This is a genomic window from Allobosea sp. 2RAB26, assembly GCF_052115465.1.
Taxonomy (GTDB): Bacteria; Pseudomonadota; Alphaproteobacteria; order Rhizobiales; family Beijerinckiaceae; genus Allobosea.
The window spans coordinates 1-24,895 of sequence record NZ_JBFRGS010000009.1 but is presented as its reverse complement, the minus strand read 5'-3'; the positions used below and the strand labels follow the sequence as shown (position 1 = coordinate 24,895).

Genomic DNA, 24,895 nt, shown 5'->3' with positions numbered 1-24,895 from the left:
GGACCTGCAAACGCCCCAGGTCCCGCGCCCCTCACCGCTCGATCAGGCGGCGCTCGGTGCGGGCGGCCGCCCATTCCACGAAGGTCTTCGGGCAACTCGTGGCCGCATAGAAGATGAACGGGTCGGCCTCGGCCTTGGCATTCTCCAGAAGGTGCCATTCGCCGAGATAGAAATTCGCCTCGCAGGTCTGTTCGCCATGCGTGATCGGGTCTCGGCTCTGCGTTGCCGCGCGCAAGACGTTGCGGTCGATCTCGCCGCGATAGAACTGGATGATCGGGGCTGGCCAGACAGTCATGTCGACCCCCTTGGCCGCCGAGGCGAGCCGCCCCCCTCGCCCCGAACGTGCGGAGACGATGTGCAGCCACAGGGCGGCATAGGCGTCTTCGGGCTTCAGCGTGAGAGCCCGTTCCAGGTCCTGAATGGCCTTCTTGGGCCGGCCGTCGAAGAAGGCAAGCCAGCCGCGATAGCGCAGTATGCCGGCATTGTCCGGCTCCATGGCGAGCGCCTGATCGATCCTAGTGATCGCGTCGCGCTGCCGGCCCATGGCGTCGAAGATACCAGCCAGATCGACCAGCGCCTGGGTGCTGGATGGTTGCAGGCGAACCTGGACTTCTGCGTCTTCAAGCGCCGCGTCAAGCAAGCCGAGCGCGAGTTCAGTCTGTGCGCGCCAGCCATAGATCGCGGGCATAGGCGGCGCCGTTGTGGCGCTCGCGCGTGTGAAGAGGTCGCGCGCGGCTTCCCAGTCTCGCGCCTTGCGCCGCGCTTCGCCCACGACAAGGAAGGCGTTCTGCTCGACCTCGGGAAGACCGGCCGGGGACAGGGCCGCCTGGGTCCTGCTGACCAGCGTCAAGGCCCTCTCGCGCGCAGCCTTGTCGTTGCCGACCGCGACGGCATGGGCGAGATGGCTGCGCGGATCGCGCGGATACTGGCGAACGAGCTCGGCGGAGCGTGCGAACCATTCGGCATCGGTCTTTGGCACTTGCTCCGGCGGGATGGTCAACCGCGCCAGGGCGACGTCACCAAAGCCCGCGCGCGGAATCGAGAGGAATGTCAAGGCTGTCAGGCCGAGTGCGACTGCAAGCGCGGGGCGGGCCCAGCGCGGACGCCGCGTCCCGGCATCCCAGGACCGCAGGATCAGGGCGCCGAGCATGGCCCCGGCAAGAGCACCGCCGCCATGGCTGGCATGGTCGAGCTCTCCAGCCGCGAGCCTGCCGCCGGCGAGGAAGGTTGCGAGCAGGATCGCGACGCAGAATGCCTGCAGCCAGAGCCGGCGGGCATCGTCGGCAAGCCGGAGGCTCACCACGAGGCCCGCAGCGATCACGGCCATGATCGCGCCGGAAGCCCCGGCACCAATCAGGATTGCCGGGTTCACCAGGATCGAACCGAGAGCCCCCGCAAGCCCTCCAAGCAGGAAGATGGCGAGAAGCCAGCCCCTCCCGAGAACCGGCTGCAGGAACCAGCCGGCAAGCGCGAGAATGACGACATTGCCGATCAGATGCGCCGCGCTCCAGTGCAGGAACATGGCGAGGACCAGCCGGTACCATTGCCCGGCCTGAATGGCGAGTTCGCTGGAGACGCCGCCGAACAGCACGATGGTCACGCCGGTGACGCCAAGGCTCTGGGACCGGACATAGGTTTCGGCCAGTTCGCCGATGAAGACGAGGATGAGGAGAGCCGCCAGCGCCAGCGTCGCCCAGGGGATGGGCCGGAGACCGGCGGACAGCGCGGCTTTCCGCGAAGCGTCGTCCGAAATGCCAGGTTCTGCACCAGGAGGCTGCTCAGATGCGACCTCCCTGGCCCCGTTCACGAGGCGGAGCACCGTGGTTCCCGCGGCTTCGTCGTAGAAGGCATCGCGCCCCCGCGCGATCGCGTACAAGGCGGCGATCGCCGCCATGGCGAGCGGCAGGTTGCCGAGGAAGCCCAGGATGGATGCCAGATCGTTCGGAAGCGGCACCCCTGAGCGAAGGGCTGCGAACAGCAGGAGTGCCATTGCCAGAGGCGCCACGCCGGGCAGCGCGAACAGACTGTAGCGCCGGGCGAGCGCGGCGCGGATCTCTGCTGCAGCGACCGGCTCGTCCCATCGCGGCAGGACGCGCAGGGACAAGAGATGGCGCCCGAGGCTCGGCACGCCGCGGACCTCCAGCAGCCACCGCATCAGCGCCAGCAGCGGCCATTGCAGGACCGACAGGTCGAAGGCCAGCGTCATCTGATCCTCAGCGCTCAGCGCATAGCTGAGCGAGGTCGTGACGCTTGAACCGGTCTCCTGCCGCGACAGCGTGTAGAACCGGGCGGTCGGCTGCTCCAACAGCGATTTCGTGCAGATGCTCTCTGAAGTCGGCCGGAAGCCGGCCGGGATCTCGATCGTCGCGGGGCGGCCTTGCGCGGGCCGGCAGTCCGTCATGAAGCTCGAGCCGTCGATCAGCGCCCCGTTCGAGAGCGGGAACAGGACGGCCGCCAGTGCCTGGGTGACGATCATCACGACGACAAGATCGATCAGGAAGGCCAGGCCGCGACGCAGGACGCCGCCCTTCACCCAATCCGGTGCGTCCCCCATGCCCCCATCCCGATCATGGCCGGCAGCGTTGCGCTGCTTTGGTCGGCCGCAAGTTCAGGTTGTCATGAATAGGGCGCGCCGCTCAGCTTGTCACGGTCTCGCCAAGTCGGCAGGCATGCGCCAAATCTACCGGCAAAGGATTGACTCCATTGCCTTTATTTCTCCGCCTTGCCCAGCAGTTGCGAGGCCGCCAGAAGCAGCGAGGTGATCACGATCATGATGGTCGAGATCGCCGCGATGGTCGGGTCGATCTGGTCGCGCAGCGCCATGAACATCGCGCGCGTCAGCGTCGAGTTGTCGCCGCCGGAGACGAAGAGCGAGACCACCACCTCGTCGAAGGAGGTCAGGAAGGAGAGCAGGGCCGAGGTGACGATGGCGAAGCCGATCTGGGGCATCGTCACCTGGAGGAAGGCCTGCGCCCGCGTCGCGCCCAGGCTGCGGGCAACGCGCTCCTGGTCGAGATCGAAGCTCTTCAGGGCCGAGCCGACGATCATCATCACGATCGGCACGGCAAGCATCGTGTGCGCGAGCACGATGCCGAGGAAGGAATTGACCATCTTGAGCTGCACGAAGGCATAGAACAACGCGACGCCGACGAGGATGACCGGAACGATCGTCGGCGTCAGCAGCGCCAGGATCACGACCCCGCCGAAGCGCAGCCGCGAGACATGCAGCCCATAGGCCGCAAGCGTGCCGACCGGCGTCGCCACGAGCGCCGTGCAGATGCCGGCCTTGAGCGAGGTCCCAGTCGCCGCCATCCAGCTCTGCGAGGAGAAGAACGCCTCGTACCAGCGCAGCGACCATTGCCGCGGCGGAAACTCCAGGTATTGCGACTGGGAGAACGACATCGGGATGACGATCAGCGTCGGCAGGGCCAGGAAAGCGAGCACCAGCACGCCGAGCCCGTAGAGCCAGAGCCGCGACCGGTGCGTGATCTGCGTGTCGCTGGCGGGGCGATCGAACCAGCTCATGTTCAATGCCCCGCGCCGAAGAGGCCGGCGCCGCGCGAGAGCCGGGCGGCCAGGACGAGTACGACGAGCGTGATCACCAGCAGCACGACACCGAGGGCGCTCGCCGCCCCCCAGTTGAAGAACAGCTCGATATCGTTGGCGATGCGGTTCGAGACCATCGTCACCTTGCCGCCGCCGAGCATGGCCGGCGTCACGTAGAAGCCGAGGCAGAGCACGAAGACGAGCGCGGAGCCCGCGGCAAGACCGGGCAGCGACAGCGGAAAGAACACGGTCCAGAAGCCGTGAGCCGGGGTCGAGCCGAGGCTGGAGGCCGCCCGCAGCAGGTCGCGGTCGATCGCCCGCATCGTTCCGTAGAGCGGCAGGACGAGGAAGGGCAGCATGATATGGACCATGCCGATCAGCGTTCCCGCGACATTGTGGACGAGCTGCAGCGGCTCACTCCAGAGGCCGAGCTCCATGCCCCAGGTGTTGATCAGCCCGCGGCGCTGCAGCAGCACCAGCCAGGCATAGGTGCGCACCAGGAGCGAGGTCCAGAACGGCAGCAGCACCGCGATCATGCAGAGATTGGCGGCGCGCCGCGGCAGCTGCGACAGGAAATAGGCGAGCGGATAGCCGAGCAGGATGCAGATCGCCGTGGTCAGCAGGCTGATCTCGAAGGTCGTGCGGAAAGTTCGGCCATAGGAGGGCTCGGCCAGCATGCGCCGGTAATGCTCCAGGCTCGGTGCGCCGGCATCGTCGAGGAAAGACAGGCCGAAGAGCCAGCCGACCGGCAGCAGCACCGTGATCGTGACCAGCAGCAGCGCAGGCGCGGCCAGCGCCGCCAGCCCGAACCGCTCGCGCCAATGGTCGCGGCGCAGCGCCGCGGCATGGAAATCGTCGCCGGCCCCGCCGGCAATGCTGAGCCCGGGCGCGCTCACTTGCGCGCCCTCCCCTCGTCGCCCAGCAGGACGGTGTCGCTGACGGCGATGCCGACCGCGATCGGCGTGCCGCGTGCCGGCGGCGCGGCATCGTCGCCCCGTGTCGCCATGCGCAGGCTGACCAGGCTGCCATCGCCCAGCACGAGCTGCAGCAGCAGCGTGTCGCCCTGGTAGATCGCGCTCTGGACCGTGCCCTCGAAGCGGTTCATCGCCTCGGTTTCGCTGCCGTCGAGGATGCGTAGCCGTTCCGGGCGCAGCATCATCACGCAGTGCCGCTGCCCGGCCGGGACCTTGGGCGCCTGGATGACGGCGCCCGCCGCCCGGCAGATGCCATCGGCGACAGCGACATCGAGAAACGAGGATTCGCCGATGAACTCAGCGACGAAACGGCTGCCGGGCTGGTCGTAGATCGCACGCGGCGTGTCGATCCGCGCGATCCGACCGCGATCGAGCACCGCGATGCGGTCCGACATGGTCAGGGCCTCGCGCTGGTCATGCGTGACATAGACGGTGGTGGTGCCGAGCCGGTCATGGAGCTGGCGCAGTTCGATCTGCATGCGCTCGCGCAGCTGCTTGTCGAGCGCCGAGAGCGGCTCGTCCATCAAGATGATGCGCGGCTCGAAGACAATGGCCCGGGCAAGCGCGACGCGCTGGCGCTGGCCGCCGGAGAGCTGGTTGATGCTGCGCCCGCCATAGCCGCCGAGCTGGAACATCTCCAGTGCGGCCTCGACGCGCCGGGCGATCTCGCTCGCCGCCACGCGCCTCAGCCTGAGCGGGAACCCGACATTGCGGGCGACGTCCATATGCGGAAACAAGGCGTAGTTCTGGAAGACCATGCCGATCTCGCGCTTGTGCGGCGCAAGCCGGACGACCTCGCGCTCGCCGAAGCGGATGCTGCCCTTGTCGGGCCGCAGGAAGCCGGCAATCGCCATCAGCAGGGTCGTCTTGCCCGACCCCGATGGGCCGAGCAGAGTCAGGAACTCGCCGGGCCTGACGTCGAGATCGACATCGTCGAGCACCGAGACGGCGCCATAGGCCTTGCTCAAGCGCCGCACTGCGATCGGCAGCGCCTTGCCTGCGGGTGAGACGAGCGGGGCTGCCGCGATGGCAGCCTCCCGCTCGCCGGAGTCGGCCGCCAGTCTCATTCGGTCAGCATGTTCTGGTAGGCTGCCGAGGCCTGGGTCTCGAACTTGGTGTACCAGTCGAGGTCGATCGGCACCTGCTTGGCGGCATTGTCGGGATGCGACGGCAGTGATTTGGCATAGGCCGCCTCGATCGTGCCGAGGTCGTAGGCTTTCTTGTTGGTCGGCCCGTAGGTGATGTATTTGGTGAACTCGGCCTGGTATTGCGGCTTGCTGATCTCGGCCAGAAACTTCATCGCCAGGTCCTTGTTCGGCGCACCCTTGGCGACGGCGAAGCAGTCATAGTCGAGCAGCGCCTGGTTGAAGGTGTAGGCGACCTTGGCACCGTCCTTGGCGGCGACGTCGAAGCGCCCGTTCCAGCCGGTGATCATGTCGACCTCGCCATCCTTCATGAGCTGGGCGTGCTGGGCGCCGGAGCTCCACCAGACCGCGATATGCGGCTTCAGCTCGCGGATCTTCTTGATCGCGCGCTCGATGCCGCCGGGCTGCGACAGGACCTCGTAGACCTTTTCCGGCGGCACGCCGTCGGCCATCAGGGCGGGCTCGAGCGCACCCGCCACGCCCTTGCGATAGGAGCGCTTGCCCGGGAATGTCTTGACGTCCCAGAAATCGGCCCAGCTCTGCGGGCCCTTCTCGCCGTAGGTCTTGGTGTTCCAGGCCAGAACCGTGGAAAAGACGTCGCCGCCGACGCAGTAATCCTGCGCGGTGCCAGGCACGAAGCTCGAGGTGTCGATGACCTTGTAGTCGAGCTTTTCGAGAATGCCCTCGGAGCCCGCGCGCGCCGCGCTGCCGGAGCCGCTGGCGACGACATCCCAGGTCACGGCGCCGGCCTTCACCTTGAGGCGCAGGTCGGCGATGCTGCTATAGGTCTCTTCCTTGAGCTTGATGCCCAGCGCCTTGGCGGCAGGCACGAACAGCGCCTTGCTCTGCGCCTCCTGATAGGAGCCGCCGAAGGACACGACGGTGAGCTCCTGCGCCAGGGCCGGCATCGCTCCGGCCAGGCTCAGGAGAAGGACGAGGGTCGATCGCGACGGCAGGATCGGCGGGCACTGCATGTCATATCTCCTGAGCTGAGGGGCACATGTCCAGCGGCAGTCGCGCAGTCGCTGTAGCGACCCAGCTTCCCACCATTGAGAGCGTGCAGAGTTTGTTGAAATTGGTCTGGCCAGAAGGTCCATTCTGAGAATTGGGGAAGGCCAATCCGCAGAGACGATTCTGCTGGCTCATCGGGCCAGGCGATCGCGCCAGCGGTAATAGAAGACCGATGGTGCGAGGAACCAGGGATTGCCGCTGTAGAAGGGCCGCGTCGGGAACGGCAGGTCGTCGAGCGCCGTCTTGCCCTCGGCCAGGCCAAGCACCTGCTGGCCGAGCCGCATGCCGAAATAGCTCGCCGTGCCGACGCCCGCCCCGCAATAGCCCATGGCGTAGTAGAGCCCGTCATGGCGGCCGACATGCATCAGCTCGTCGAAGGTATAGGCGACGAAGCCGCACCAGGAATGGCTGATCCGTGTCTGCGCCAGCTCGGGGAAGATCGCGCTCATGTCGGCATGGAGTTTGGGCCCGCTGCGCCGCGGATCCGTCTCGCTCAGGGAGACGCGGCCGCCGAACAGGATGCGCCGCCGATCGGGCGACGCGCGGTAGTAATAGACGACCTTGCGGGTATCGCTGACGATGCGGTTGCGCGGGATCAACTTGTCCATCAGCGCCGGCTCCAGCGGCTCGGTCGCGATGATGTAGCTGCCGATCGGGATGACGCGGCGGCGCAGCCAGCCGGTCGCCGGCCCGGTATAGCCGTTGGTGGCGACGATGACGTCGCGCGCCCGGATCGTGCCGCGCGGCGTCTCGACCAGGAAGTCCTTGCCCTGGCGGGTGATCGCGGTCGCCGGACAGAACGGCACCAGCTCGGCGCCGGCCGCGAGGACGCGTTCCAGCAGGCCCTGGTGATAGCGCGCCGGATTGACCGAGGCATGGCCGGCATAGACCACGCCGCCATGATAGAGATCCGAGCCGATCTCGTCGCGCTGCTCGGTGCGCGGCACGACATGGCAGGGCACTTCGAGGCCCTTGGTCTGGTTGTCGACGCGCTGCGCCAGCATCTCGTACTGGCCCGGCGAATGGGCGGCGTGAAAGCGCCCCACCACGCCGAAATCGCAGTCGATCGCCTCTTCGCGCACGAACTCGGCGATCCAGCGCAGCGAGCGATGGCCTTCCTGCAGAATGGCAAAGGCCCGCTTCTCGCCGTGACGACGCGCCAGGGCCGCGAGGCCGGGCTTGATGCTGGTCGAGATCTGGCCGCCATTGCGGGTGCTGCAGCCGAAGCCGGCCGCCTCCGCATCGAGCACCACCGTGCTGCGCCCGCCCCTGGCGGTCTGGAGCGCGGCATGCAGGCCGGTATAGCCGGAGCCGACAACCACGACATCGGCCTGTTTCGGCGGCTCCGAGCGGGGCAATTCCGGCCGCGGGACTCCGTCCCACCAATAGGGTGCCGCCTTGAAATCGGCGGTAAACAGCTCAGTCGACATTCCGTCGTTTCCCCCCGGGCCCGTTCAGAGCCGCGCCACAACACTCTTGAGCTTGCAGTAGCTGCGCAAGCCCGCCATGCCCTTGGCCCGGCCAAAGCCGGATTTACGGTTACCGCCGAAGGGCATGGCGATGCCGCCGGCGAAGAACTCGTTGATGTAGACCTGGCCGGCATCGACGGCGCGCGCGAAGCGCCAGGCGTTGGAATGGTCACGGGTGTAGATGCCGGCGACCAGCGCATAGGAGGTCGCGTTGGCCGCCGCGATGGCCTCCTCCAGATCCGCGACGATCTGCACTGTCAGGACCGGGCCGAAGATCTCCTCCTGCACCAGCGGGTCGTCCGGGCCGCGGGCGAGAATGATGGTCGGACGATAGAACCAGCCACTGCCGCACTCGGCTGCGGGAACGATGCCGCCGCCGATCAGGATGCGGTTGCCGGCCGCGCGCGCCCGCTCGACATGGGCCTCGATACGCGCGAGCTGCTGCACCGAATTGATCGGCCCTATGCCGGCTTCGCCCAGGCCATGGCCGAGCTGCATCGCTGAAACGCGTGCGACGAGCCGGTCGAGAACCTCGTCCGCGATAGGTGCCTCCAGGATCAGCCGCGAGCCGGCCGAGCAGATCTGGCCGGCATTCTCGTAGATCGCGCCGAGCACGCCCTCGATCGCCAGCCCGATCTCGCAATCAGCCATCAGCGCGACGGGGGATTTGCCGCCGAGTTCGAGCGCCAGCCGCGTGACATGCTCGGCCGCCGCCCGCATCACGCGCTGGCCGGTCGCGACCGAACCGGTGAAGGTGATGTGGTCGATGCCGGGATGGGCGACGAGTGCTGCGCCCGCCTCCGCTCCCGTGCCGGCGACGACATTGAGCACGCCGTCGGGCAGGCCGGCCTCATGCAGCAGTTCCGCCAGCATCAGCGTGGTGAACGGCGTCTGCTCTGCCGGCTTGACGACGAGGGTGCAGCCGGCGGCGAGCGCCGGCGCGATGCCGCGCGCGGCCGTCGAGAGCGGATAGTTCCACGGCACGATCTGCGCGACGACGCCGACCGGTTCCTCGATCGTCACCCCGAGATAGTCCGGGCCAAGCGGCACGCTGTCGCCATGCAGCTTGTCGGCGGCCCCCGCATAATAGGCGAAGGCACGGATGACGCCGCCGACATCGCCCTCGGATTCGGCGAGCAGCTTGCCGGAATCGAGCGTCTCGACCACGGCGAAACGCGCCGCCCGCTCGCGCAGCAGATGGCTCGCCCGCATCAGGATCTCGCCGCGAGCCGCCGGCGTCATCTGCGACCAGGGGCCAGACAGCGCCGCTCGTGCCGCCGCGACCGCCGCCGCCACCTCCTCGGCTGAGCCCGCTGCGACGCTGGCGAACGGGACGCCGCGGCCGGGGTCGAAACTCTCCATCTCCCGCCCCGAGACGGAGGCAACGAGCCGGCCGCCGATGAAATGCCCGCGCGGCAGTCCCGCCAGTGTGCCGGTGCGTCGCGCTTCCTCGACCAGCTTCTCCCGGTCGAGGGTCACGCCGACACCTCGGTCACGTGATAGGCGGCCCGGTCCAGCCAGCTGGGCTCGATCTCGACGCCCCAACCGGGCTCGGAGGGGATTGCGACCATGCCGTCGCGGGCCTTGGGCGGGTTGCGCAGCAGCCCCTGCTCCCAAGGGTAATAATCCGGCCCCTCGATCGAGAACTCGACATAGGGACCGGCATTGGCGAGCGCGCCCATGACATGCAGGGTGAACACCGTCACCAGCGACTGGTTGGCGGAATGCGGCGTCACCGGCAGGCCCGCCTCGGCCGCCCAGCGCGCCACCGTCAGCATCCGCCCGACCCCGCCGAGATAGCAGATATCCGGCTGCACCACGTCGACGACGCGCCCGTCGATCATCGCCCGCCAGATCGCGAGGTCGCAATCCTGCTCGCCGCCGGTGACGTCGAGATCGAGCGCCTCGCGGACCTCACGCGTCCAGGCATGTTCCCAATAGGGACAGGGCTCCTCGAAATGGACGATGCCATGGTCCTGCAGCATACGGCCGACCGCGATCGCGCTTGCCGGCGTATAGCCGCTATTGGCATCGACCAGCAGCGTCGCCGCGTCGCCGAGCGCGGCGCGGACCTGCGGCACGATCGCCTCGGTACGGCCGGGCCATTCATCGAGGTCGCGGCCGCATTCGCGCCCGACCCGGAACTTGAAGGCGCGGTAGCCATGGGCGTCGCGCAACCGGGCCAGGCGCTCGGCTTCAGCCTCGGGAGTGATCTCGCCGCGCTTCATGCTGGAGGCGTAGACCGGGAACGGGCGCGGCGTGCCGCCGAGCAGTTCGCAGACGCTCTTTCGCTCCTTGCGACCGCGCAGGTCCCAGAGCGCCGTGTCGAGCCCGGTCAGGGCCCGGCAGAGATAGGAGCCCGGGAACTTGTGCTCGCGCTCGCCGATCGTCGCGACGAGGTCGTCGACCGCAAAGGCGTCCCAGCCGATCGCCCAGCGGGCGACCTGGCGGTGGAAGACCGTCGCGGTGATGTCGGCATTATAAGGCGAGAACTGCCCCCAGCCCTGACTGCCATCCTCGCAGGTGGCACGGACGAAGCCGACATCCGGCGTCGTGAAGCTTTCGAGACGGGTGATCTTCATTATTGCCGCCGCCAATCCATCGCCATGGCCCAGCGCGATTGCCAGGCGGCGTGGGCCCAGAAAGGGACTTGAATTGGACTGAACCCAAGGTCCATTCTGGCGAAAGCAGCAGTCCAATCCCGGAGATCGCGACCGGTGCTGGCTTGGGCAGGATCACTGGGAGCGACATGGTCAAACGCGAAGAAGGCGTCCTGCTGCAATCGATCGTGCTGGATCGCGAGGGGCCGCATGGGCTCAGCGTTCAGGTCTGCGTGGGCTTGCGCGAACTCATCCTGAGCGGCGCGCTCAAGGTCGGCGAGCGGCTGCCGGCGACGCGCACGCTGGCGCAGGAATTCGGCGTGGCGCGCACCACCATCGTCGAGAGTTTCGAGCGGCTCGCGGCCGAGGGACTGGTCGAGACCCGCGTCGGTGCCGGCACCTATGTCAGCCAGGCGCTGGCGAGCGAGCGGCCGGCCCCAGTGACCGCGGCGGTGGCCGTGCCGACCGCAAAACTCAGGCTGGCGCAGGCCATGGATTCCGCCTCAAAACTGTTCGGCACGCGCCTGCCGCACCAGCCGCGCGCCTTCACCACCGCAATGCCGGCCTTTGACGCCTTCCCGATGGCGCAATGGGCCAAGCTTTCCGGCCGGCACTGGCGCAAGGCCCGCCAGCAGGTTTTGGGCTATCCCGATCCCCATGGCGAGGTGGTGCTGCGCCAGGCGATCGCAGCGCATCTGCGGCTCAACCGCGGCATTGCCTGCGAATGGCAGCAGATCTTCATCGTCGCCGGCGCCCAGCAGGCCTTCCAGCTGCTCGCCGCGACGCTGATCAATCCCGGCGACAAGGTCTGGTTCGAGAACCCGGGCGCGATCGGCGCCCGCAACAGCCTGATCCTGTCGGGTGCCGATATCGTGCCGGTGCCGGTCGACGAGGCCGGGCTCATCGTCGAGGCAGGCCTGCGCCGCGCGCCGGATTTCAAGCTCGCCTTCGTCACACCCTCGCACCAGCAGCCGCTCGGCGCCAAGATGAGCCTGGAACGGCGCCTGGCCCTGCTCGAGGCGGCGCAGGCGAGTTCCGCCTGGATCATCGAGGATGACTGGGACGGCGAGTTCTGCTTCCAGGGCGCGCCGATGGCGACGCTGACCAGCATCGATCTGACCGGCCGTGTGATCTATGTCGGCACCTTCTCGAAGACGCTGTTTCCCTCGCTGCGCCTCGGCTTCCTCGTCGCCCCGCCGCAGCTCGCCGAGCAGATCGGCATCTGCCTCGACGCCTATTCGCCGGGCGTGCCGACGGCGCTGCAGGGCATCGTCGCCGACTTCATCGTCGAGGGTCATTTCGCCACCCATGTCCGGCGCATGCGCAAGCTCTACCAGGAGCGCCACCAGGCGCTGATCGCTGCGGCGGATGCGCATCTGGCGGGCGCTCTCACCGTCGTGCCCACCCATACCGGCATGCACACGATCGGCTTCCTGCGCGAGGGGCTCGATGCCGTTGCGGTGACGCAGGCCGCCGCCCGGCGCGGCATCACGGTGGCGCCGATCAGCCGGTTCAGCCTGGAGCCGGTGGAGCGCGACGGGCTCGTGCTCGGCTTCAGCGGCTTCACGCCGGCGCAGATCCAGGTCGGCGTGCTTGGCCTGCGCCAGGCGATCGACGATCTCAATTCGACCTGACCCTGGGCCTGATCGCCGGTCTGATCCCCACCGATTGGACTGGCGCTTCGAACAGAATGGTCCTTAGCGACAAGCCCAATCCAACCTAAGACATCGGCCCGAAAAGTGGATCGCGGTTTTCGGGGAAAGCCGATGCAAACACATCGCGAGCCTGATGTTCAGGCAGCGCCGGAAGCGGCAGGGAGTCCATCTTGGAGGAATGGGATGTCATCGTCATCGGCGCGGGCTCGGCCGGTTGCGCGCTGGCCGGGCGCCTCGCATTGGCCGGGCGCGGCCGCATCCTCGTGCTGGAAGCCGGGCCGCGCGACCTGAGCCCCTGGCTGCATCTGCCGATCGGCTACGGCAAAACCTTCTACCACCCGCGCCTGAACTGGATGTACCGGACGGAAAGCCAGCCCGCCCTCGCCGGCCGCCAGATCTACCAGCCGCGCGGCAAGGTCGTCGGTGGGTCGAGCGCGATCAATGCGATGGTCTATATGCGCGGCCAGCGCGAGGATTTCGACGGCTGGGAGGCGATGGGCAATCCCGGCTGGGGCTGGCGCGAGGTGCTCGCCGCCTATCGCCGCATGGAGGACCATGCGCTCGGCGCGTCAGAGTGGCATGGCGCGGGCGGCCCCGTGCATGTCGAGGACATCGCCTCGGTCGTCCACCCGCTGACCCCGATCTTCGTCAAGGCGGCGCAAGAGGCCGGCCTGCCCTTCAACCCCGATCTCAACGGCGAAAGCTGCGAGGGCGCCGGCATCTACCAGATCACGACGCGCGGCGGCCTGCGTGAATCGGCGGCACGCGCCTATCTGCACCCGGCCCGCAAGACCGGGCGCGTCAAGGTCGAGACGGGCGTGCTCGCCTCGCGCATCCTGTTCGAGGGGCGCCGCGCCGTCGGCGTCGAAGGGCAACGCGACGGCCGGCCCGTCAGCTTCCGCACCGCCGGCGAGATCATCGTCGCGGCGGGCGCAATCAATTCGCCCCAGCTCCTGCAGCTCTCCGGCATCGGCGCGCCCGCGCTTCTCGCGCAGCATGGCATCACGCCCTTGCACGCCCTGCCGGCGGTCGGCGCCCATCTCCAGGACCATCTCTGCTACGACCATGTCTACCGGTCCAGGCGGCCCAGCCTGAACGAAGCCTTGCTCTCCTGGCCCGGCCGCATCGGCATGGCGCTGCGCTATGCGCTTCACCGCAGCGGCCCGCTCTCGCTCAGCGTCAATCAGGGCGGCGGCTTCTTCAGGACGCGGCCGGGGCTCGAGCGTCCGGACATGCAGCTCTATTTCTCGCCGCTGAGCTATGAGCGCGCCCTGCCAGGTGTACGCGCCCTGATGAAGCCCGATCCGTTCTCCGGCTTCAGCACCAGCGTCTCGCCCTGCCGGCCACGCAGCCGCGGGCATGTCGCGATCCGCTCGGCCGATCCCCATATCGCCCCTGTGATCGAGCCGAACTATCTCTCCGATCCGGAGGATATCCGCGACATCCTCTCCGGTGCACGCTTCCTGCGCCGCCTGGCATCGGCGCCTAGCTTCGCCGCCCTGATCGAGAGCGAGATCCGTCCGGGGCCGGATTGCGCCGATGACGAGGCGCAGCTCGACGCCATCCGGCAGCAAGCCTATTCGGTCTTCCACCCCTGCGGCACCTGCCGGATGGGGCCCGATCCTGCGGATTCGGTTGTCGATGCCAGCCTTCGGGTGCATGGCCTCAGCGGCCTGCGCATCGCCGATGCCTCGATCTTCCCGACGATCCCCTCGGGCAACACCAACGCTCCGGCGATGATGGTCGGCGAGCGTGCGGCCGAGATCATGCTGGCAGAGTGACGCGCACTGCGGAGGACCTTCCGTCGCTGGCGTGAGCGGCGGCGCCGCACCGGGCTTGAGATTCAAATGGCGCGCGAGACGGTGGCGACCACATCCCTACACAGGTATGGTGCGCAGAGGGGCCGCCATCGTATCCCGCTCTTCCGCTGTACCTTCAGCAACCACTCACTGGCGGCGCTCCTCACGCCGATCGGTGCGGCCGGTGCGGCGAACGTCGCGTCGCTCCCCGCGCCCGGTGCGCCTGTCGCCGCGTCGATCCATGCCCGCGGTCTCGGCCTCGGAAGGTGAACTTGTCAGGACTGTGGCAGCCCCTGCGAGGCCCAGTGCAGCCGCCGACCACAAGAAGGAAAGGGCATGTCGACGAGAGATCACGTCCGGATTGAAGACTTCGCTCATGGCAAAACTCCTTTGGATCGATGAACCGTCTTTGCTGCCCCCTTGGCCACCCCTGGCCGCCCCCCCTGCCGCTCCAGAACACCATGTTTGACGCACGGCCCGCCTGCGGCCGCGGCCTGAGGCGAGACAACCGTCCGCGTCTTTCATGGCAGGCCGGTTATGGGCCCGGCCAGCGTCTCGCACAAGATTATTCGCACGCGCCCGATGACCCCACCCCATTTCGACCAATCATCGCCGCTCCGAATACGAATTGCGCGACCGCCGATATCAGAGACACTCCAGCATCCCCGCCCCGATGACCCTTAAGGCAAGATCACGGATCGACTGACCTGACGTCATCGAACATTCGCGTTCATAATTGGCTAAGTGATCAAATTGTCGCTATCGGGAATATTTGACATACATCAGTAAATTAGGCCGACCACTCGGGTTCACCGCCGCAATTTGATGTGCAACAGATAGACTGGCCTATCCCTGACCTCGGAGGACACCATGCGATTAGGACTTGTATCCACCGCCGTCCTTGCAACCTGCCTGGCGACGTCGGCCCTCTCGGCCGATCTTCCCAGCCGCCAAGCGCCGCCTCCCCCGATCGTCTACGCTCCCGTCTTCACCTGGGCCGGATTTTACATCGGCCTCAACGCCGGCATGGGCTGGGCCGACTCGGGTAACATCACCGTTACCGGGCCGACAGCTGGCTCTTCCGGAATTCTGGGCGGTAATAGCGGCGACGGCGCGTTCGTCGGCGGTGGCCAGATCGGCTATAACTGGCAGTCCGGCGCATGGGTCTACGGTCTCGAGACCGATATCCAGTATGTCGGATCGAACGGCCGTATGTCCTGGGGGCAATTCACCTGGTGGGCAAATAATGGCGGTGGTGACGGCGGCTATTTCGGCACCGTGCGCGCCCGCATCGGTTATGCCTTCGATCGGACCCTGGTCTACATCACGGGTGGTCTGGCCTATGGCGGCCTGAACAGCAACCCCCTGACCGGCAACACGACAAGCAACGCCGGCTGGACCATCGGTGGCGGCGTCGAATACGCCTTCACCAATAACTGGACGGTCAAGCTCGAAGGTCTCTACGTCGATACCGGCGAGGGCCGACAGACCAGGGTCTTCGAAAACCCCGCGGGCGGCGTGCTCCCGGCCGGAATCTATACCGCGACCACCAGTGGCGGTGGCGGCGGCGGCATCGTTCGCGTCGGCGTGAACTACAAGTTCTGAGCCGGGTACTCTGGATCTGCAAACAGGCCGGCGCAGCGCCCCGGCCTGTTTCTGCCTCTACCCAATCTCGCAGAACGAAGACCGAGTTTCGCCCCCCCGGGGGCTGGCTACTGTCCGGACAGCCTCCCGCCAAGACGAAATCCGCAAGCTGCCGACATGTTCTGGTGCCGGCGGCCCAGATGTCTTCGTGCTCACGCTGATCGACCAACTCATCCCCTACCGGCGCTTGCCCGTGGCAAGAACGCCGGATTCACTTGAAATCGCCCAAACACTTGAGTGAATTGAATCTTCGGATACGTTCACTGTTCTGCCCTCCCCCTAGGGCGGGCAGAACAGTGAAAGCAGGAATTACCGACCGAAAGCGGGGAGACGATCGTCAGAGGAAGAACCCGCGTCCGGATCGTGAATGTGGGTCGTTTCAGATAGGGGCCGGACGGTGATGGACCGGCTTGGTTGCAGATACTTGAGCGCGAGGACGGCATGCGACACGGAATGATCGCCCTATCCGCAATGGCGCTGGCGCTGGCTCCGGCCAGCGTCTTTCTCCCGGGCCTCGGCGCCGCATTCGCCCAGCAGGCCGCACCAGCGCCACAGGCTGCACCGGCGCAGGCAGCGGACACGGTCTTCACCCGTGCGGAGATCGAGCCGCTGGTGAAGCCGATCGCGCTCTACCCCGACCCGCTGCTCGCCCAGTTGTTGCCGGCCTCGGCCTATCCGCTCGATATCGTGCAGGCGGCGCGCTGGATCGAGCGCAACAAGGCGGCCGTCGAGAAGGCCGACTTCACGGCAGCCGACGCCATGAACTGGGATGCCAGCGTCAAGGCGCTGATCCGGTTTCCCGACCTGATCAAGCAGATGAACGAGAACCTCGACTGGACGAGCGATCTCGGCGACGCCTTCGTCTACCAGCCGACGGATGTCGCGGCCGTCATCCAGGATCTCCGAGCCCAGGCGGCAAAGGGTGGAGCCCTGAAGTCGACGCCGCAACAGACCGTCGTCCAGAAGACCGAGGGATCCAGCAACGTCATCTATATCGAGCCGGCGGAACCGGAGGTGATCTATGTTCCGAGTTACGACCCCGGCGTCGTCTACGAGCCGGTCGCCTCCGCCGTCCCGGGCGCGCTCCTGACCTTCGGGACGGCCATCGCCGTCGGCGCCGTGATGTACAACAACCCGTGGAACTGGGGCACCGGCGCGGTCTATCCGCCGCGCTGGCCGGGTTATCCCGGCTACCGGCCCGGCTATCCCGGCGCACCCGGGCGCGGAAACATCAATATCGGCAACGAGATCAATATCGGCGGCGGCAACACCATCGGCAGCGGGAACAACATCGGCAACACCAAGCCGTGGCGGCCCGACCCTGACCGGTATCGGCCCGGGCAGGGCTCCAAGCCCGGCCTCGCCCGCCCCGGCGGCCCAGGCCGCCCAGGCGGTGTTGGCGGACCGGGAGGCCCAGGCGGCGTTGGCCGGCCAGGCGCCCCGGGTGGCGTTGGCGGCATTGGCGGCCCCGGGCCGGCTGGCGGCGTTGGTGGTCCCGGAGGGCCCGGCGGCATCGGTGGCGTCGGCGGTCCAGGGGGCCCAGGCGGCGTTGGCGGCATCGGTGGCCCAGGAGGCCCGGGCGGCGTCGGTGGAGCATTGGGCGGTGCGGCGGCAGGCGCGATCGGCGGCGCGGCGGCTGGGATGATCGGCCAGCGTCCGTCCCAGCAACCCGACCGTCCCGATGCGCGGCCCGGCCAGGATCGCCCCCAGGGCGGGGCCGGACAGGGGCGACCGCAGGCCGACGCAGGCCGACCCGCCACGCGACCATCGGGCCCCGAGCGGCCCTCGGCCCGGCCTCCGACGGCACAGGCGCGCCCTGCGGCGCCGCAGGGCGCGAGACCTCGCCCGACACCAAGCCGGACCGCCTTTGACGGCATCGATGCCGGCCGCGGCGCGGCGGCCTATGGCAATCGCGGCGCAGCCAGCCGTGGGCAGATCAGCATGCCGGCGGGCCGCGGCGGCGGAGGCGGACAGATCGGCGGCGGAGGTCGCGGCGGCGGCGCTCACATCGGCGGCGGCGGCCGTGGCGGCGGTGGACATATCGGCGGCGGCGGTGGCCGCGGGGGCGGTGGTGGCGGTCGCGGTGGACGGCGCTGATTGGGGGACATGATCATGGCACATCACGCTCGGTTTTCAGTCCCGGTCTCGCTCGCTGTCCTGTTGATGGCGGGTTCTGCCGCAGCCCAGCAGAGCTTCCCCTCACCCGATGCGGCGTCCGCTGCGCTGGTCGAGGCGGCGCGGGCGCGCGAGCCCGGCGTGCTCGATCGGATCTTCGGGCCGGGGGCCCGCGACGTGCTGAGCACGGGCGACGCCACGCTGGACCGCGAGCGACTCGACCGGTTCAACGAGGCTGCGGCGGAATCCGTCACGCTGACACCGCGCGGCGACGCCGATCGGATCCTGACGCTTGGGAAGCGCAAGTTCGAGTTCCCGATCCCGATCGTGCGGCGCGGCGAGGCCTGGATGTTCGATGTCGCGGCCGGTCGGGACGAGATCCTCAACCGCACCATCGGCGAGAACGAACTGCGCGCCATCGAGGCCTGCCAAGCCTATATCGGCGCCCAGCGCGAGTATTTCCGCACGGACCATGATGGCGACCAGGTGCGCGCATATGCCCAGAACCTGATCTCGACGCCAGGCACGCAGGACGGGCTGTACTGGCCGAGAACCGGGCAGGCCGATGTCAGCCCCCTCGAGGGCGCCCTGAGCGAGGCCCTGCTGGATCGCGGAAACCGGACCTATGCCGGCTATCGCTTTCGCATCCTCAAGGCACAAGGACCCTGGGCACCTGGCGGCGCGCATTCCTATGTCGTCAACGGCAACATGATCGCTGGCTTCGGCCTCGTGGCCTGGCCGGCCGAATGGGGCAAGACCGGCGTCATGACCTTCATCTGCGGACATAACGGGGTCGTGCTGCAGAAAAATCTCGGCCCGAAGACCAGCGCGATGGCGGAACGCCTGCTGCGCTACGACCCCGACAGCAGCTGGGCCCCGGTCGAATAGGCGGGGGTGCGCCGGCAGCATGGCCGATATCGGCGAACGAACCAGCCGCGGCCGGTGGCCGCTGCATCGTCTCGACAATTCCAAGTAACCGGGGAGAAAGTGAGGGCCTGTTCCGCTGCTGTAACGATGAAGCCCCCGTGGTTCGCACCGGCCTGACGCCGCGCACATCCAGGATTCGTCATGCATCGCTCGGTTGAACTGCCTGCCTTGATCCTGGCCGTGGCCTGGCTGGTCGTCCTCATTCGATCGCGAGGGCTCGCGCTGGCCGTCCAGCTGCTGATTGGCCTGATCTACCCGTTCCTGTGGTTCGCCTATGGGCTGATCGACGCGCCCCTGCCCATTCTCGTGCCATACGTCCTTGCGGCAGGGGCGGTGGTCTACACGCTTCGGGGCGATAGGGGCCCGCTCGTCTTGAAGTCGTCCTACGTGATGTCTGCGACACTCGGGGTGCTCACGGTCGCTCTCCTCGAATACTGGCAGCACCTGCCAGCAGGCTAGTGGACGTCACCGCGAGACGACTTGCGGTAGCGCCTGCGCCTTTGGCCCCCGAGTGGATTGCGCGCGCTGGAGCGGTTCCCGCGAGCCATGGAGTTCCCGTTCTGCCACCGGTGCCGTGGCCCCGAGAATGAACAGCCTGGTGCCGAGGTTCCGATCCCTCCTGCCGTGCCGTCGTTCCCGGGCACCGGATCAACTGGAGAGACGAGGGCGCCCCTTGAAATTGGCGATCAGCTCGGCGAGCGGGATCAGCCGATGCGAAACCATACCGCCAACCGGGGCGGAAGGGCTCGTGAAGATCGCAAAGCCAGTGGCCTGAACAACCGGGGCAAGCTCCGGCAGCGAGAAGGCCATCTTCATCAGCTCGAACGTCTCGCCGGCATCGGCGACGCGCCCAATATGCAGCCGCACGGCCTCCGCCGTCTCCTGGGGCGATGCGCGAAGCAATTGCCCAAAGGCATCCGCCGCGGCCCAGACAGCGGCGTAGAATGCCAGCGTGTTGTCGAACATGCGGCGGGCATCGCCATGACCAGACGCGGCGCTGATTTCAGCGGCGGAGTTGAGCATGCTGATGAAGGCCTCCAGCCGGCCAGCAATCTTGGTCGCCTTCGACCGACGGGAAAACTCGTTGAACATCGTCGCGTCCATCGTTTGGGCTGAGGACGCGATCATCCGCGCAGGCGAAATCGGACAGACCGCAGCGTAAATTTTCATTGTCGAAGCTGCGCTAACACAGCGCTTCGCGCTGCAATTTGCGCCTTCACGCCAATAAATTGCTATTCTCGGCCAAGTGCCCACAGCGCTTGCCCACCAGCATCGCAAGGTCAGCTGCAAGCGTTCGGCCCGCAAACCTGCAGGCATGTCCGGCAGCCATGCGAATACATGAATCAGCAGAGTCCCTTACGCGCGATATCTCAACGTCCACAATAAGGTGAGGACCGCTCTCGCGACCAGATTAGGGGTCTTCCCTGCTAAGGTTTCGTCCTGTCGGCCAGCGATCTGCCTGGCCGTCATCTGCGTCCACAACAGGTCTCGGCCAAGACGATTGAGGAATGGCCCGCACTGTTCCACTCTTGTTGGCGGGGGGATGGACGGCGATGCTGGATGCGAACGAGTTTGGGGATGCGGTCGCCATGCTCTATGAGGCCGCCGCCGTTCCGGAGGTCTGGCCGACGGCGATCGCGCGGCTGGCGGAGATCGCCGGCTGTACCGGGGGGCTTCTCTTCGTGCATTCCCGACAGGGCACAAACTGGGTCGCGTCCAAGGAGTTTTCGTCGGTCTTCCAGCGCTTCCTGGATCAGGGCTGGATGGACCGGAACGCCCGCATGGCCGGCCTTCTGGCGCATGGTGGGACCGGGTTCGTGACCGATCACGACCTCTTCACAGAGGACGAGCTGGCCGAGACCGCGCTCTACCGCGATTTCCTGCGGCCAGAGGGCTATGGCTGGGGCACGGCAACCCATGTGCGTTCGTCCTCGGGCGAGACCATCGTCTTCACGCTGGAGCGCAAATTCGAGCTGGGCCCGGTCTCCCGCCGCGAGACTGAACTGCTCGACAGCGTCCGCCCGCACCTCGCGCGGGCCGCGGTTCTGGCCTCGAAGCTGCAGATGCAACGCGCCCAGGTCAGCCTCGATTCCTTCGAGAAGGCCGGTTCTCCGGCTGCCCTGGTCGGCGCCGGCGGCGCGCTCTGCGCAGCCAATCCGGGCTTCGAGGCGCTGATCGGGCAGATCGTCGTCAGGGCAAGGGACAAGATCGCGCTTGAGGATACCCGTGCGAACGCGCTGCTGCAAAAGGCGCTCGCCGATCTCGGGCAGGACCGGGTTGGCGACACCCGCTCGATCCCGGTGCCCTGCCGGGGGGATCGCCCCGCGTTCATCGTCCATGTGCTGCCGGTCCGCCGCCTGGCGCGGGATATCTTCTCGCGCGCCCAGGCCCTGCTCGTCATCACGACGACGGCCCGAGGCCTGCGGATCGAAGCCTCGCTGCTGTGTGAGCTCTACGATCTGACCCGGGCGGAGGCAGCCGTCGCCGGCGGGCTCCTGGAGGGCCGCACGGTCGAGCAGCTCGCGCTGTCGCGCGGGGTCGGCCGGGAGACGGTTCGCGGCCAGGTCAAGGCGGTGCTGGCGAAAACCGGCAGCCGCTCGCAGGCCGACTTCATCAGGCGGCTGGCTCCGTTGACGCTGTCGGCCTGAGCAGCGGCCCAAGGCGCGCATCGCCAAGCCGGGCGGTGCCGGGATTTCGGTCGGGCCGCCCTGCCCCCGCCTCCTGAGTTGGGGGTGAGCAACAGCCTGCCGATGGCCGGGATGGCTTGGTCGGAGACGGTGCAGAGGGCCACGCGATCGGCGGCCCTCCTCTTGTTCACCTTGGCCCTCCGGCCAGGGCCGGTATCGCCGGGATCATTCTCGCGGGCTGTTGGCCAGGCGTCCGGTGTCCGGCCGGTCCAGATCGAGATGCCGGGTTTCCGGGATCAGGAAGCCGGTCAGCAAGGTGATCGCAGACACGACCATGAGATAGACGAGGAACAGCGAATGCTGGCCCTGCTGGGCGAGATAGGTGTTCACATAAGGCGCGGTGCCGCCGAAGATCGCCGTCGCCAATGAGAGTGGCCCGCTCACCCCGGTCGCCCGGATCTCGGTGGGAAACACCTCGGCCCAGACCGCCGTGTTCACCCCGAACAGGCAGGCCAGGATCAGCAGTGCCGCGATCATCGCCGAGAGCAGTCCGCTGAACTGGTTGGTGATCATGCCGTCCAGGGTGAAGGTCAGGGCGATGAAGCCAAGCCCGAACAGGATGATGAAGGGCCGCCGTCCGAACCGGTCGGCGAGCCAGCCGACCAGCGGGATCGCGGCGAAGAAGACTGCTTGCGCGATGAGGCTCGCCGTCAATGCCGACTTTGCGTCGAGGCCACGGCTGATCTGGGCGAAGGTCGGGCTGTAGATCAGCCAGGTGTAGAACATGATCGAGCCGCCGGCGGAGAGGCCGAAGACCACGGCGACGCCGCGCCAGTTCCGTGCAAGCGGGGCCAGGCCCGTCGTCTTGGCGGCCTGCTTCTGCTTCTTCTCGAAGCTGGCCGTTTCCGTCAGCTTGCGCCTGAGGTACAGGCCGTAGAGCCCGAGCAGGCCCCCCATCGCGAAGGGGATGCGCCAGCCCCAGCTTTCCAGGGCCGCCCGTTCGAGATTGGCATTGAGCAGGAGACCGGTGCAGGTCGCGATCATCGTGCCGAGCACGACGCTCATCCACGACGTGCTGCCATAGAGCGCGCGCAGGTGCGCCGGTGCGCGCTCGACCAGATAGGTCACCGATGTGCCCATCTCGCCGCCATGGGCGATGCCCTGGGCGAGGCGTGCAACCAGCAGGACGACGGAGGCAAACAGGCCGGCCGAGGCATAGGTCGGGGCGCAGGCGATGACGACGCTGCCGCCGGCCGTCACCAGCATGGCGAGCGTCAGGCTGCGCTTGCGGCCGACGCGGTCGGCATAGAGCCCGAAGATCAGGCCACCCAGCGGCCTGGTCAGGAAACCGGCCGCGAATACGGCCAGAGCCGCGAGCAACGCGGCCGACTTATCGTTCGACGGAAAGAATTGAAGCGCGAAATAGGGAGCGAAGATCGTATAGATCGCCCAATCGAACCATTCCAGCGTATTTCCGAAATTGACTGCGATCAGATCCTTGATGCGACGTGAAGTCGGGGCGCGATCCGCCAGGGATAGCTCGGCCGTTGACATGGAATTCCCCTCTTATTGTTTGGTTCTTCGGTTCAAAAATCGGTGAAACCGTCAGCGCAAGGTGGAGCGTCCTTCCAGCCCTTGCCGCGCGTCTCCGTCGGCGCCCGGAACCCGCATCTCGAAGATGTCATTGACCACCGTGTAATCAAAATAGCCGAGGCGAGCGATCGGCTTGATCTTCTCGATGTCGAGTTTTCCGTTCGGCAAGATGACGGCGTCATCGATATGGATCTTCTCGACCTGGGCGAAGATGATATCGATGGAGCCGACGGGAGAATTGCCTTTGATCCGGTGAGTGCTGACATATCTGCACTCGAACTTGACCGGGCTTTCCCTGACCATCGGAATGCGGGCGTTATCGGCATAGTCCCGAGTGACGTTCAGGCGATCGAACTCGCTCTCATGCGCGGGCAAGGCCATCGCGCTGATGTTCACGGCCTCGCGCAGGTCGAAGGTCGCCATGTTCCAGACGAACCAGCCCGTCTCCTCGGCATTGAGGACCGTGTCCTTGCGGCGACCGTCTGGATACTGGTTCGCTGAGAACATCACCATCGGTGGGTCGAAGGTGAGGTTCTGCCACTGGCTGTAGGGTGCGATGTTCTCGACGCCGGCCGCGCTGACGCTCGACAGCCAGCCGATCGGCCGCGGCACCGTGCAGCTCTTGAAGGGCGAAAACGGCAAGGGACTGGGCTCGAGATGGGGGGCGTATTTCAAGGATCATTCCTCCGGCGACGACATTGAACATCGATAATATGCGACCGATATATCGGATGAATAATGGTTTGGAAAGCCGGCGCGGATGAGGTAGGCGGAATCGAACGCCGCTGCGGATCTGCGCAGCGACACAGCACGGCGCGGAAGGGTGAGATGAACCAGTCGGAAGAAGCCGTCGCCGTGCTGCAACGCCTGATCGTCCGGGGCGAATTGAAGCCCGGCTCGATGGTCTCGGAACGTCATCTGATGGAGTTGACCGGGCTCGGCCGGACGCCGGTGCGGGAGGCGATCCAGCGCCTCGCCCTCAGCTACATGGTGCGGATCCACCCCAACAAAGGCATCGAAATCCCCGGCATCTCGATCGAGGATCAGCTCAGCGGCCTGGAGGTGCGGCGCGCCAACGAACTGCTCGCGGTGGAGCTTGCCTGCGCGCGCGCAACGCAGAAGGACATTGCCGCGATTGAAAAGTTGGCGGCCGTGCTTGATGGCGAATTCACGCTGCAAGACTATTCAGAAACGGTCGGGCTGACTCACGCGCTGATCATCGAGGCGGCGCATAATCCCTATCTCGCGGCCCTGATGACGCCGCTGCAGTCCCTGTCGCGGCGCTTCTGGGTCATGCATGTGCGCGACGAGCAGCAGGAGATCGCGCGCGGCAAGCGGCTCCACCAGCAGATCCTCAAGGGCATCGCCAGCAGGGATGTGGCCGCAGCCAGCACGGCGTCGCTGATGCTCAACGCCTACCTCGTGGAATTCGCCCTGGCCGTCGTCGGACGGATGGCAACGCCACGATAGGCCCGGCGAACCAAGGGAAGGCCGGCGAGGGTCAAGACGGTCATGGCCAGACAGAATGTCCGTGCGCCGCGCTCCACCGTCCGCGCGGAGCGAGAGCGTGAATTCCCAACTCGGCTTACGGCGTTGGCGTCCATACGCCGGTTCGGTGCAGTCGGGATGAGGAGCGGAGTTCTAGCAGGCTGTTGAAAAAGTCTGTAGCGGGGCGGCGTTTGGCGTGATTCACTCGGCTTGAGGAGTTGGCTGGGGGCATTTGATGCGCGGGTCGGATGAGCGCTCTGGATCGCTGTTTTCCTATGTGGATCTGGAGGCTCGGGTCGGAG

The 24,895-nt window shown here is 67.0% G+C and carries 20 protein-coding genes; 8 read left to right on the top strand and 12 right to left on the bottom strand.

The window, feature by feature from the left end:
• Positions 1–31: 31 nt before the first annotated feature.
• The 8 genes from AB4118_RS18345 to AB4118_RS18310 form a co-directional block, all read right to left on the bottom strand.
• Positions 32–2,554, bottom strand: a complete 2,523-nt coding sequence (locus AB4118_RS18345; protein ID WP_441491092.1) for a rhomboid family intramembrane serine protease — start codon at positions 2,552–2,554, stop codon at positions 32–34.
• A 155-nt stretch (positions 2,555–2,709) separates the two neighbouring features.
• Positions 2,710–3,525, bottom strand: coding sequence for an ABC transporter permease (locus AB4118_RS18340; RefSeq protein WP_441491091.1), 816 nt, complete (start codon positions 3,523–3,525; stop codon positions 2,710–2,712).
• Between the two features lie 2 nt (positions 3,526–3,527).
• The gene (locus AB4118_RS18335; RefSeq protein WP_441491090.1) at positions 3,528–4,442 is read right to left on the bottom strand and encodes an ABC transporter permease; all 915 of its coding nucleotides are present in this window, start codon (positions 4,440–4,442) and stop codon (positions 3,528–3,530) included.
• A complete protein-coding gene (locus AB4118_RS18330; protein WP_441491089.1) occupies positions 4,439–5,587 on the bottom strand; it encodes an ABC transporter ATP-binding protein in 1,149 nt (382 codons plus the stop codon). Before AB4118_RS18330 ends, AB4118_RS18335 begins: the two co-directional genes overlap by 4 nt.
• Positions 5,584–6,639 (bottom strand): ABC transporter substrate-binding protein, encoded by a 1,056-nt coding sequence (locus tag AB4118_RS18325; RefSeq protein ID WP_441491088.1) that lies wholly within the window; start codon positions 6,637–6,639, stop codon positions 5,584–5,586. Before AB4118_RS18325 ends, AB4118_RS18330 begins: the two co-directional genes overlap by 4 nt.
• A 168-nt stretch (positions 6,640–6,807) precedes the next feature.
• Positions 6,808–8,106, bottom strand: coding sequence for an NAD(P)/FAD-dependent oxidoreductase (locus AB4118_RS18320; protein WP_441491087.1), 1,299 nt, complete (start codon positions 8,104–8,106; stop codon positions 6,808–6,810).
• 24 nt (positions 8,107–8,130) lie between these two features.
• Positions 8,131–9,624: an aldehyde dehydrogenase family protein gene (locus AB4118_RS18315; RefSeq protein WP_441491086.1), complete on the bottom strand. Its 1,494-nt coding sequence runs from the start codon at positions 9,622–9,624 to the stop codon at positions 8,131–8,133.
• Entirely contained in the window at positions 9,621–10,727 is a 1,107-nt protein-coding gene (locus AB4118_RS18310) for a mandelate racemase/muconate lactonizing enzyme family protein (RefSeq protein WP_441491085.1), read from the bottom strand. The genes AB4118_RS18315 and AB4118_RS18310 overlap by 4 nt, the downstream gene beginning before the upstream one ends.
• Positions 10,728–10,894: 167 nt before the next feature.
• On the opposite strand from AB4118_RS18310, the gene pdxR reads away from it, so the two are divergent.
• Positions 10,895–12,379, top strand: a complete 1,485-nt coding sequence (gene pdxR, locus AB4118_RS18305) for a MocR-like pyridoxine biosynthesis transcription factor PdxR (RefSeq protein WP_441491084.1) — start codon at positions 10,895–10,897, stop codon at positions 12,377–12,379.
• A gap of 191 nt (positions 12,380–12,570) precedes the next feature.
• On the top strand, positions 12,571–14,181 hold the full coding sequence (locus tag AB4118_RS18300; RefSeq protein ID WP_441491083.1) for a GMC family oxidoreductase: 1,611 nt from the start codon (positions 12,571–12,573) through the stop codon (positions 14,179–14,181).
• Between the two features lie 165 nt (positions 14,182–14,346).
• Here AB4118_RS18300 and AB4118_RS18295 read toward each other — a convergent pair whose 3' ends face one another.
• The gene (locus AB4118_RS18295; protein ID WP_441491082.1) at positions 14,347–14,577 is read right to left on the bottom strand and encodes a twin-arginine translocation signal domain-containing protein; all 231 of its coding nucleotides are present in this window, start codon (positions 14,575–14,577) and stop codon (positions 14,347–14,349) included.
• Between the two features lie 492 nt (positions 14,578–15,069).
• Between AB4118_RS18295 and AB4118_RS18290 the strand changes: the two genes are divergently transcribed.
• The 4 genes from AB4118_RS18290 (at position 15,070) to AB4118_RS18275 (ending at position 19,344) form a co-directional block, all read left to right on the top strand.
• A complete protein-coding gene (locus AB4118_RS18290) occupies positions 15,070–15,804 on the top strand; it encodes an outer membrane protein (protein ID WP_441491081.1) in 735 nt (244 codons plus the stop codon).
• 492 nt (positions 15,805–16,296) lie between these two features.
• The gene (locus AB4118_RS18285; RefSeq protein WP_441491080.1) at positions 16,297–17,940 is read left to right on the top strand and encodes a DUF3300 domain-containing protein; all 1,644 of its coding nucleotides are present in this window, start codon (positions 16,297–16,299) and stop codon (positions 17,938–17,940) included.
• A gap of 15 nt (positions 17,941–17,955) precedes the next feature.
• Positions 17,956–18,846 carry a DUF2950 domain-containing protein gene (locus tag AB4118_RS18280; RefSeq protein WP_441491079.1) on the top strand — a complete coding sequence of 297 codons (891 nt, stop codon included), beginning with the start codon at positions 17,956–17,958 and terminating at the stop codon, positions 18,844–18,846.
• Positions 18,847–19,026: 180 nt separating this feature from the next.
• Positions 19,027–19,344, top strand: coding sequence for a hypothetical protein (locus AB4118_RS18275; protein WP_441491078.1), 318 nt, complete (start codon positions 19,027–19,029; stop codon positions 19,342–19,344).
• A gap of 189 nt (positions 19,345–19,533) precedes the next feature.
• On the opposite strand, the gene AB4118_RS18270 is transcribed toward AB4118_RS18275, so the two are convergent.
• Positions 19,534–20,175 carry a hypothetical protein gene (locus AB4118_RS18270; protein ID WP_441491077.1) on the bottom strand — a complete coding sequence of 214 codons (642 nt, stop codon included), beginning with the start codon at positions 20,173–20,175 and terminating at the stop codon, positions 19,534–19,536.
• Positions 20,176–20,438: 263 nt separating this feature from the next.
• Here AB4118_RS18270 and AB4118_RS18265 point away from each other — a divergent pair, with 263 nt between their 5' ends.
• Positions 20,439–21,533 carry a helix-turn-helix transcriptional regulator gene (locus AB4118_RS18265; protein WP_441491076.1) on the top strand — a complete coding sequence of 365 codons (1,095 nt, stop codon included), beginning with the start codon at positions 20,439–20,441 and terminating at the stop codon, positions 21,531–21,533.
• A gap of 204 nt (positions 21,534–21,737) precedes the next feature.
• Here AB4118_RS18265 and AB4118_RS18260 read toward each other — a convergent pair whose 3' ends face one another.
• A complete protein-coding gene (locus AB4118_RS18260; protein WP_441491075.1) occupies positions 21,738–23,066 on the bottom strand; it encodes an MFS transporter in 1,329 nt (442 codons plus the stop codon).
• 51 nt (positions 23,067–23,117) lie between these two features.
• Positions 23,118–23,780: a flavin reductase family protein gene (locus AB4118_RS18255; RefSeq protein ID WP_441491074.1), complete on the bottom strand. Its 663-nt coding sequence runs from the start codon at positions 23,778–23,780 to the stop codon at positions 23,118–23,120.
• 153 nt (positions 23,781–23,933) lie between these two features.
• Here AB4118_RS18255 and AB4118_RS18250 point away from each other — a divergent pair, with 153 nt between their 5' ends.
• Positions 23,934–24,575 (top strand): GntR family transcriptional regulator, encoded by a 642-nt coding sequence (locus AB4118_RS18250; protein ID WP_441491073.1) that lies wholly within the window; start codon positions 23,934–23,936, stop codon positions 24,573–24,575.
• Positions 24,576–24,895 lie beyond the last annotated feature (320 nt).

Bases quoted from the DNA above. Each gene is read 5' to 3' on its own strand.
- AB4118_RS18345 (WP_441491092.1), bottom strand. From the start codon at position 2,554: ATGGGGGACGCACCGGATTGGGTGAAGGGCGGCGTCCTGCGTCGCGGC.
- AB4118_RS18340 (WP_441491091.1), bottom strand. From the start codon at position 3,525: ATGAGCTGGTTCGATCGCCCCGCCAGCGACACGCAGATCACGCACCGG.
- AB4118_RS18330 (WP_441491089.1), bottom strand. From the start codon at position 5,587: ATGAGACTGGCGGCCGACTCCGGCGAGCGGGAGGCTGCCATCGCGGCA.
- AB4118_RS18325 (WP_441491088.1), bottom strand. From the start codon at position 6,639: ATGCAGTGCCCGCCGATCCTGCCGTCGCGATCGACCCTCGTCCTTCTC.
- AB4118_RS18320 (WP_441491087.1), bottom strand. From the start codon at position 8,106: ATGTCGACTGAGCTGTTTACCGCCGATTTCAAGGCGGCACCCTATTGG.
- AB4118_RS18310 (WP_441491085.1), bottom strand. From the start codon at position 10,727: ATGAAGATCACCCGTCTCGAAAGCTTCACGACGCCGGATGTCGGCTTC.
- pdxR (WP_441491084.1), top strand. From the start codon at position 10,895: ATGGTCAAACGCGAAGAAGGCGTCCTGCTGCAATCGATCGTGCTGGAT.
- AB4118_RS18295 (WP_441491082.1), bottom strand. From the start codon at position 14,577: ATGAGCGAAGTCTTCAATCCGGACGTGATCTCTCGTCGACATGCCCTT.
- AB4118_RS18290 (WP_441491081.1), top strand. From the start codon at position 15,070: ATGCGATTAGGACTTGTATCCACCGCCGTCCTTGCAACCTGCCTGGCG.
- AB4118_RS18285 (WP_441491080.1), top strand. From the start codon at position 16,297: ATGATCGCCCTATCCGCAATGGCGCTGGCGCTGGCTCCGGCCAGCGTC.
- AB4118_RS18280 (WP_441491079.1), top strand. From the start codon at position 17,956: ATGGCACATCACGCTCGGTTTTCAGTCCCGGTCTCGCTCGCTGTCCTG.
- AB4118_RS18275 (WP_441491078.1), top strand. From the start codon at position 19,027: ATGCATCGCTCGGTTGAACTGCCTGCCTTGATCCTGGCCGTGGCCTGG.
- AB4118_RS18265 (WP_441491076.1), top strand. From the start codon at position 20,439: ATGCTGGATGCGAACGAGTTTGGGGATGCGGTCGCCATGCTCTATGAG.
- AB4118_RS18260 (WP_441491075.1), bottom strand. From the start codon at position 23,066: ATGTCAACGGCCGAGCTATCCCTGGCGGATCGCGCCCCGACTTCACGT.
- AB4118_RS18250 (WP_441491073.1), top strand. From the start codon at position 23,934: ATGAACCAGTCGGAAGAAGCCGTCGCCGTGCTGCAACGCCTGATCGTC.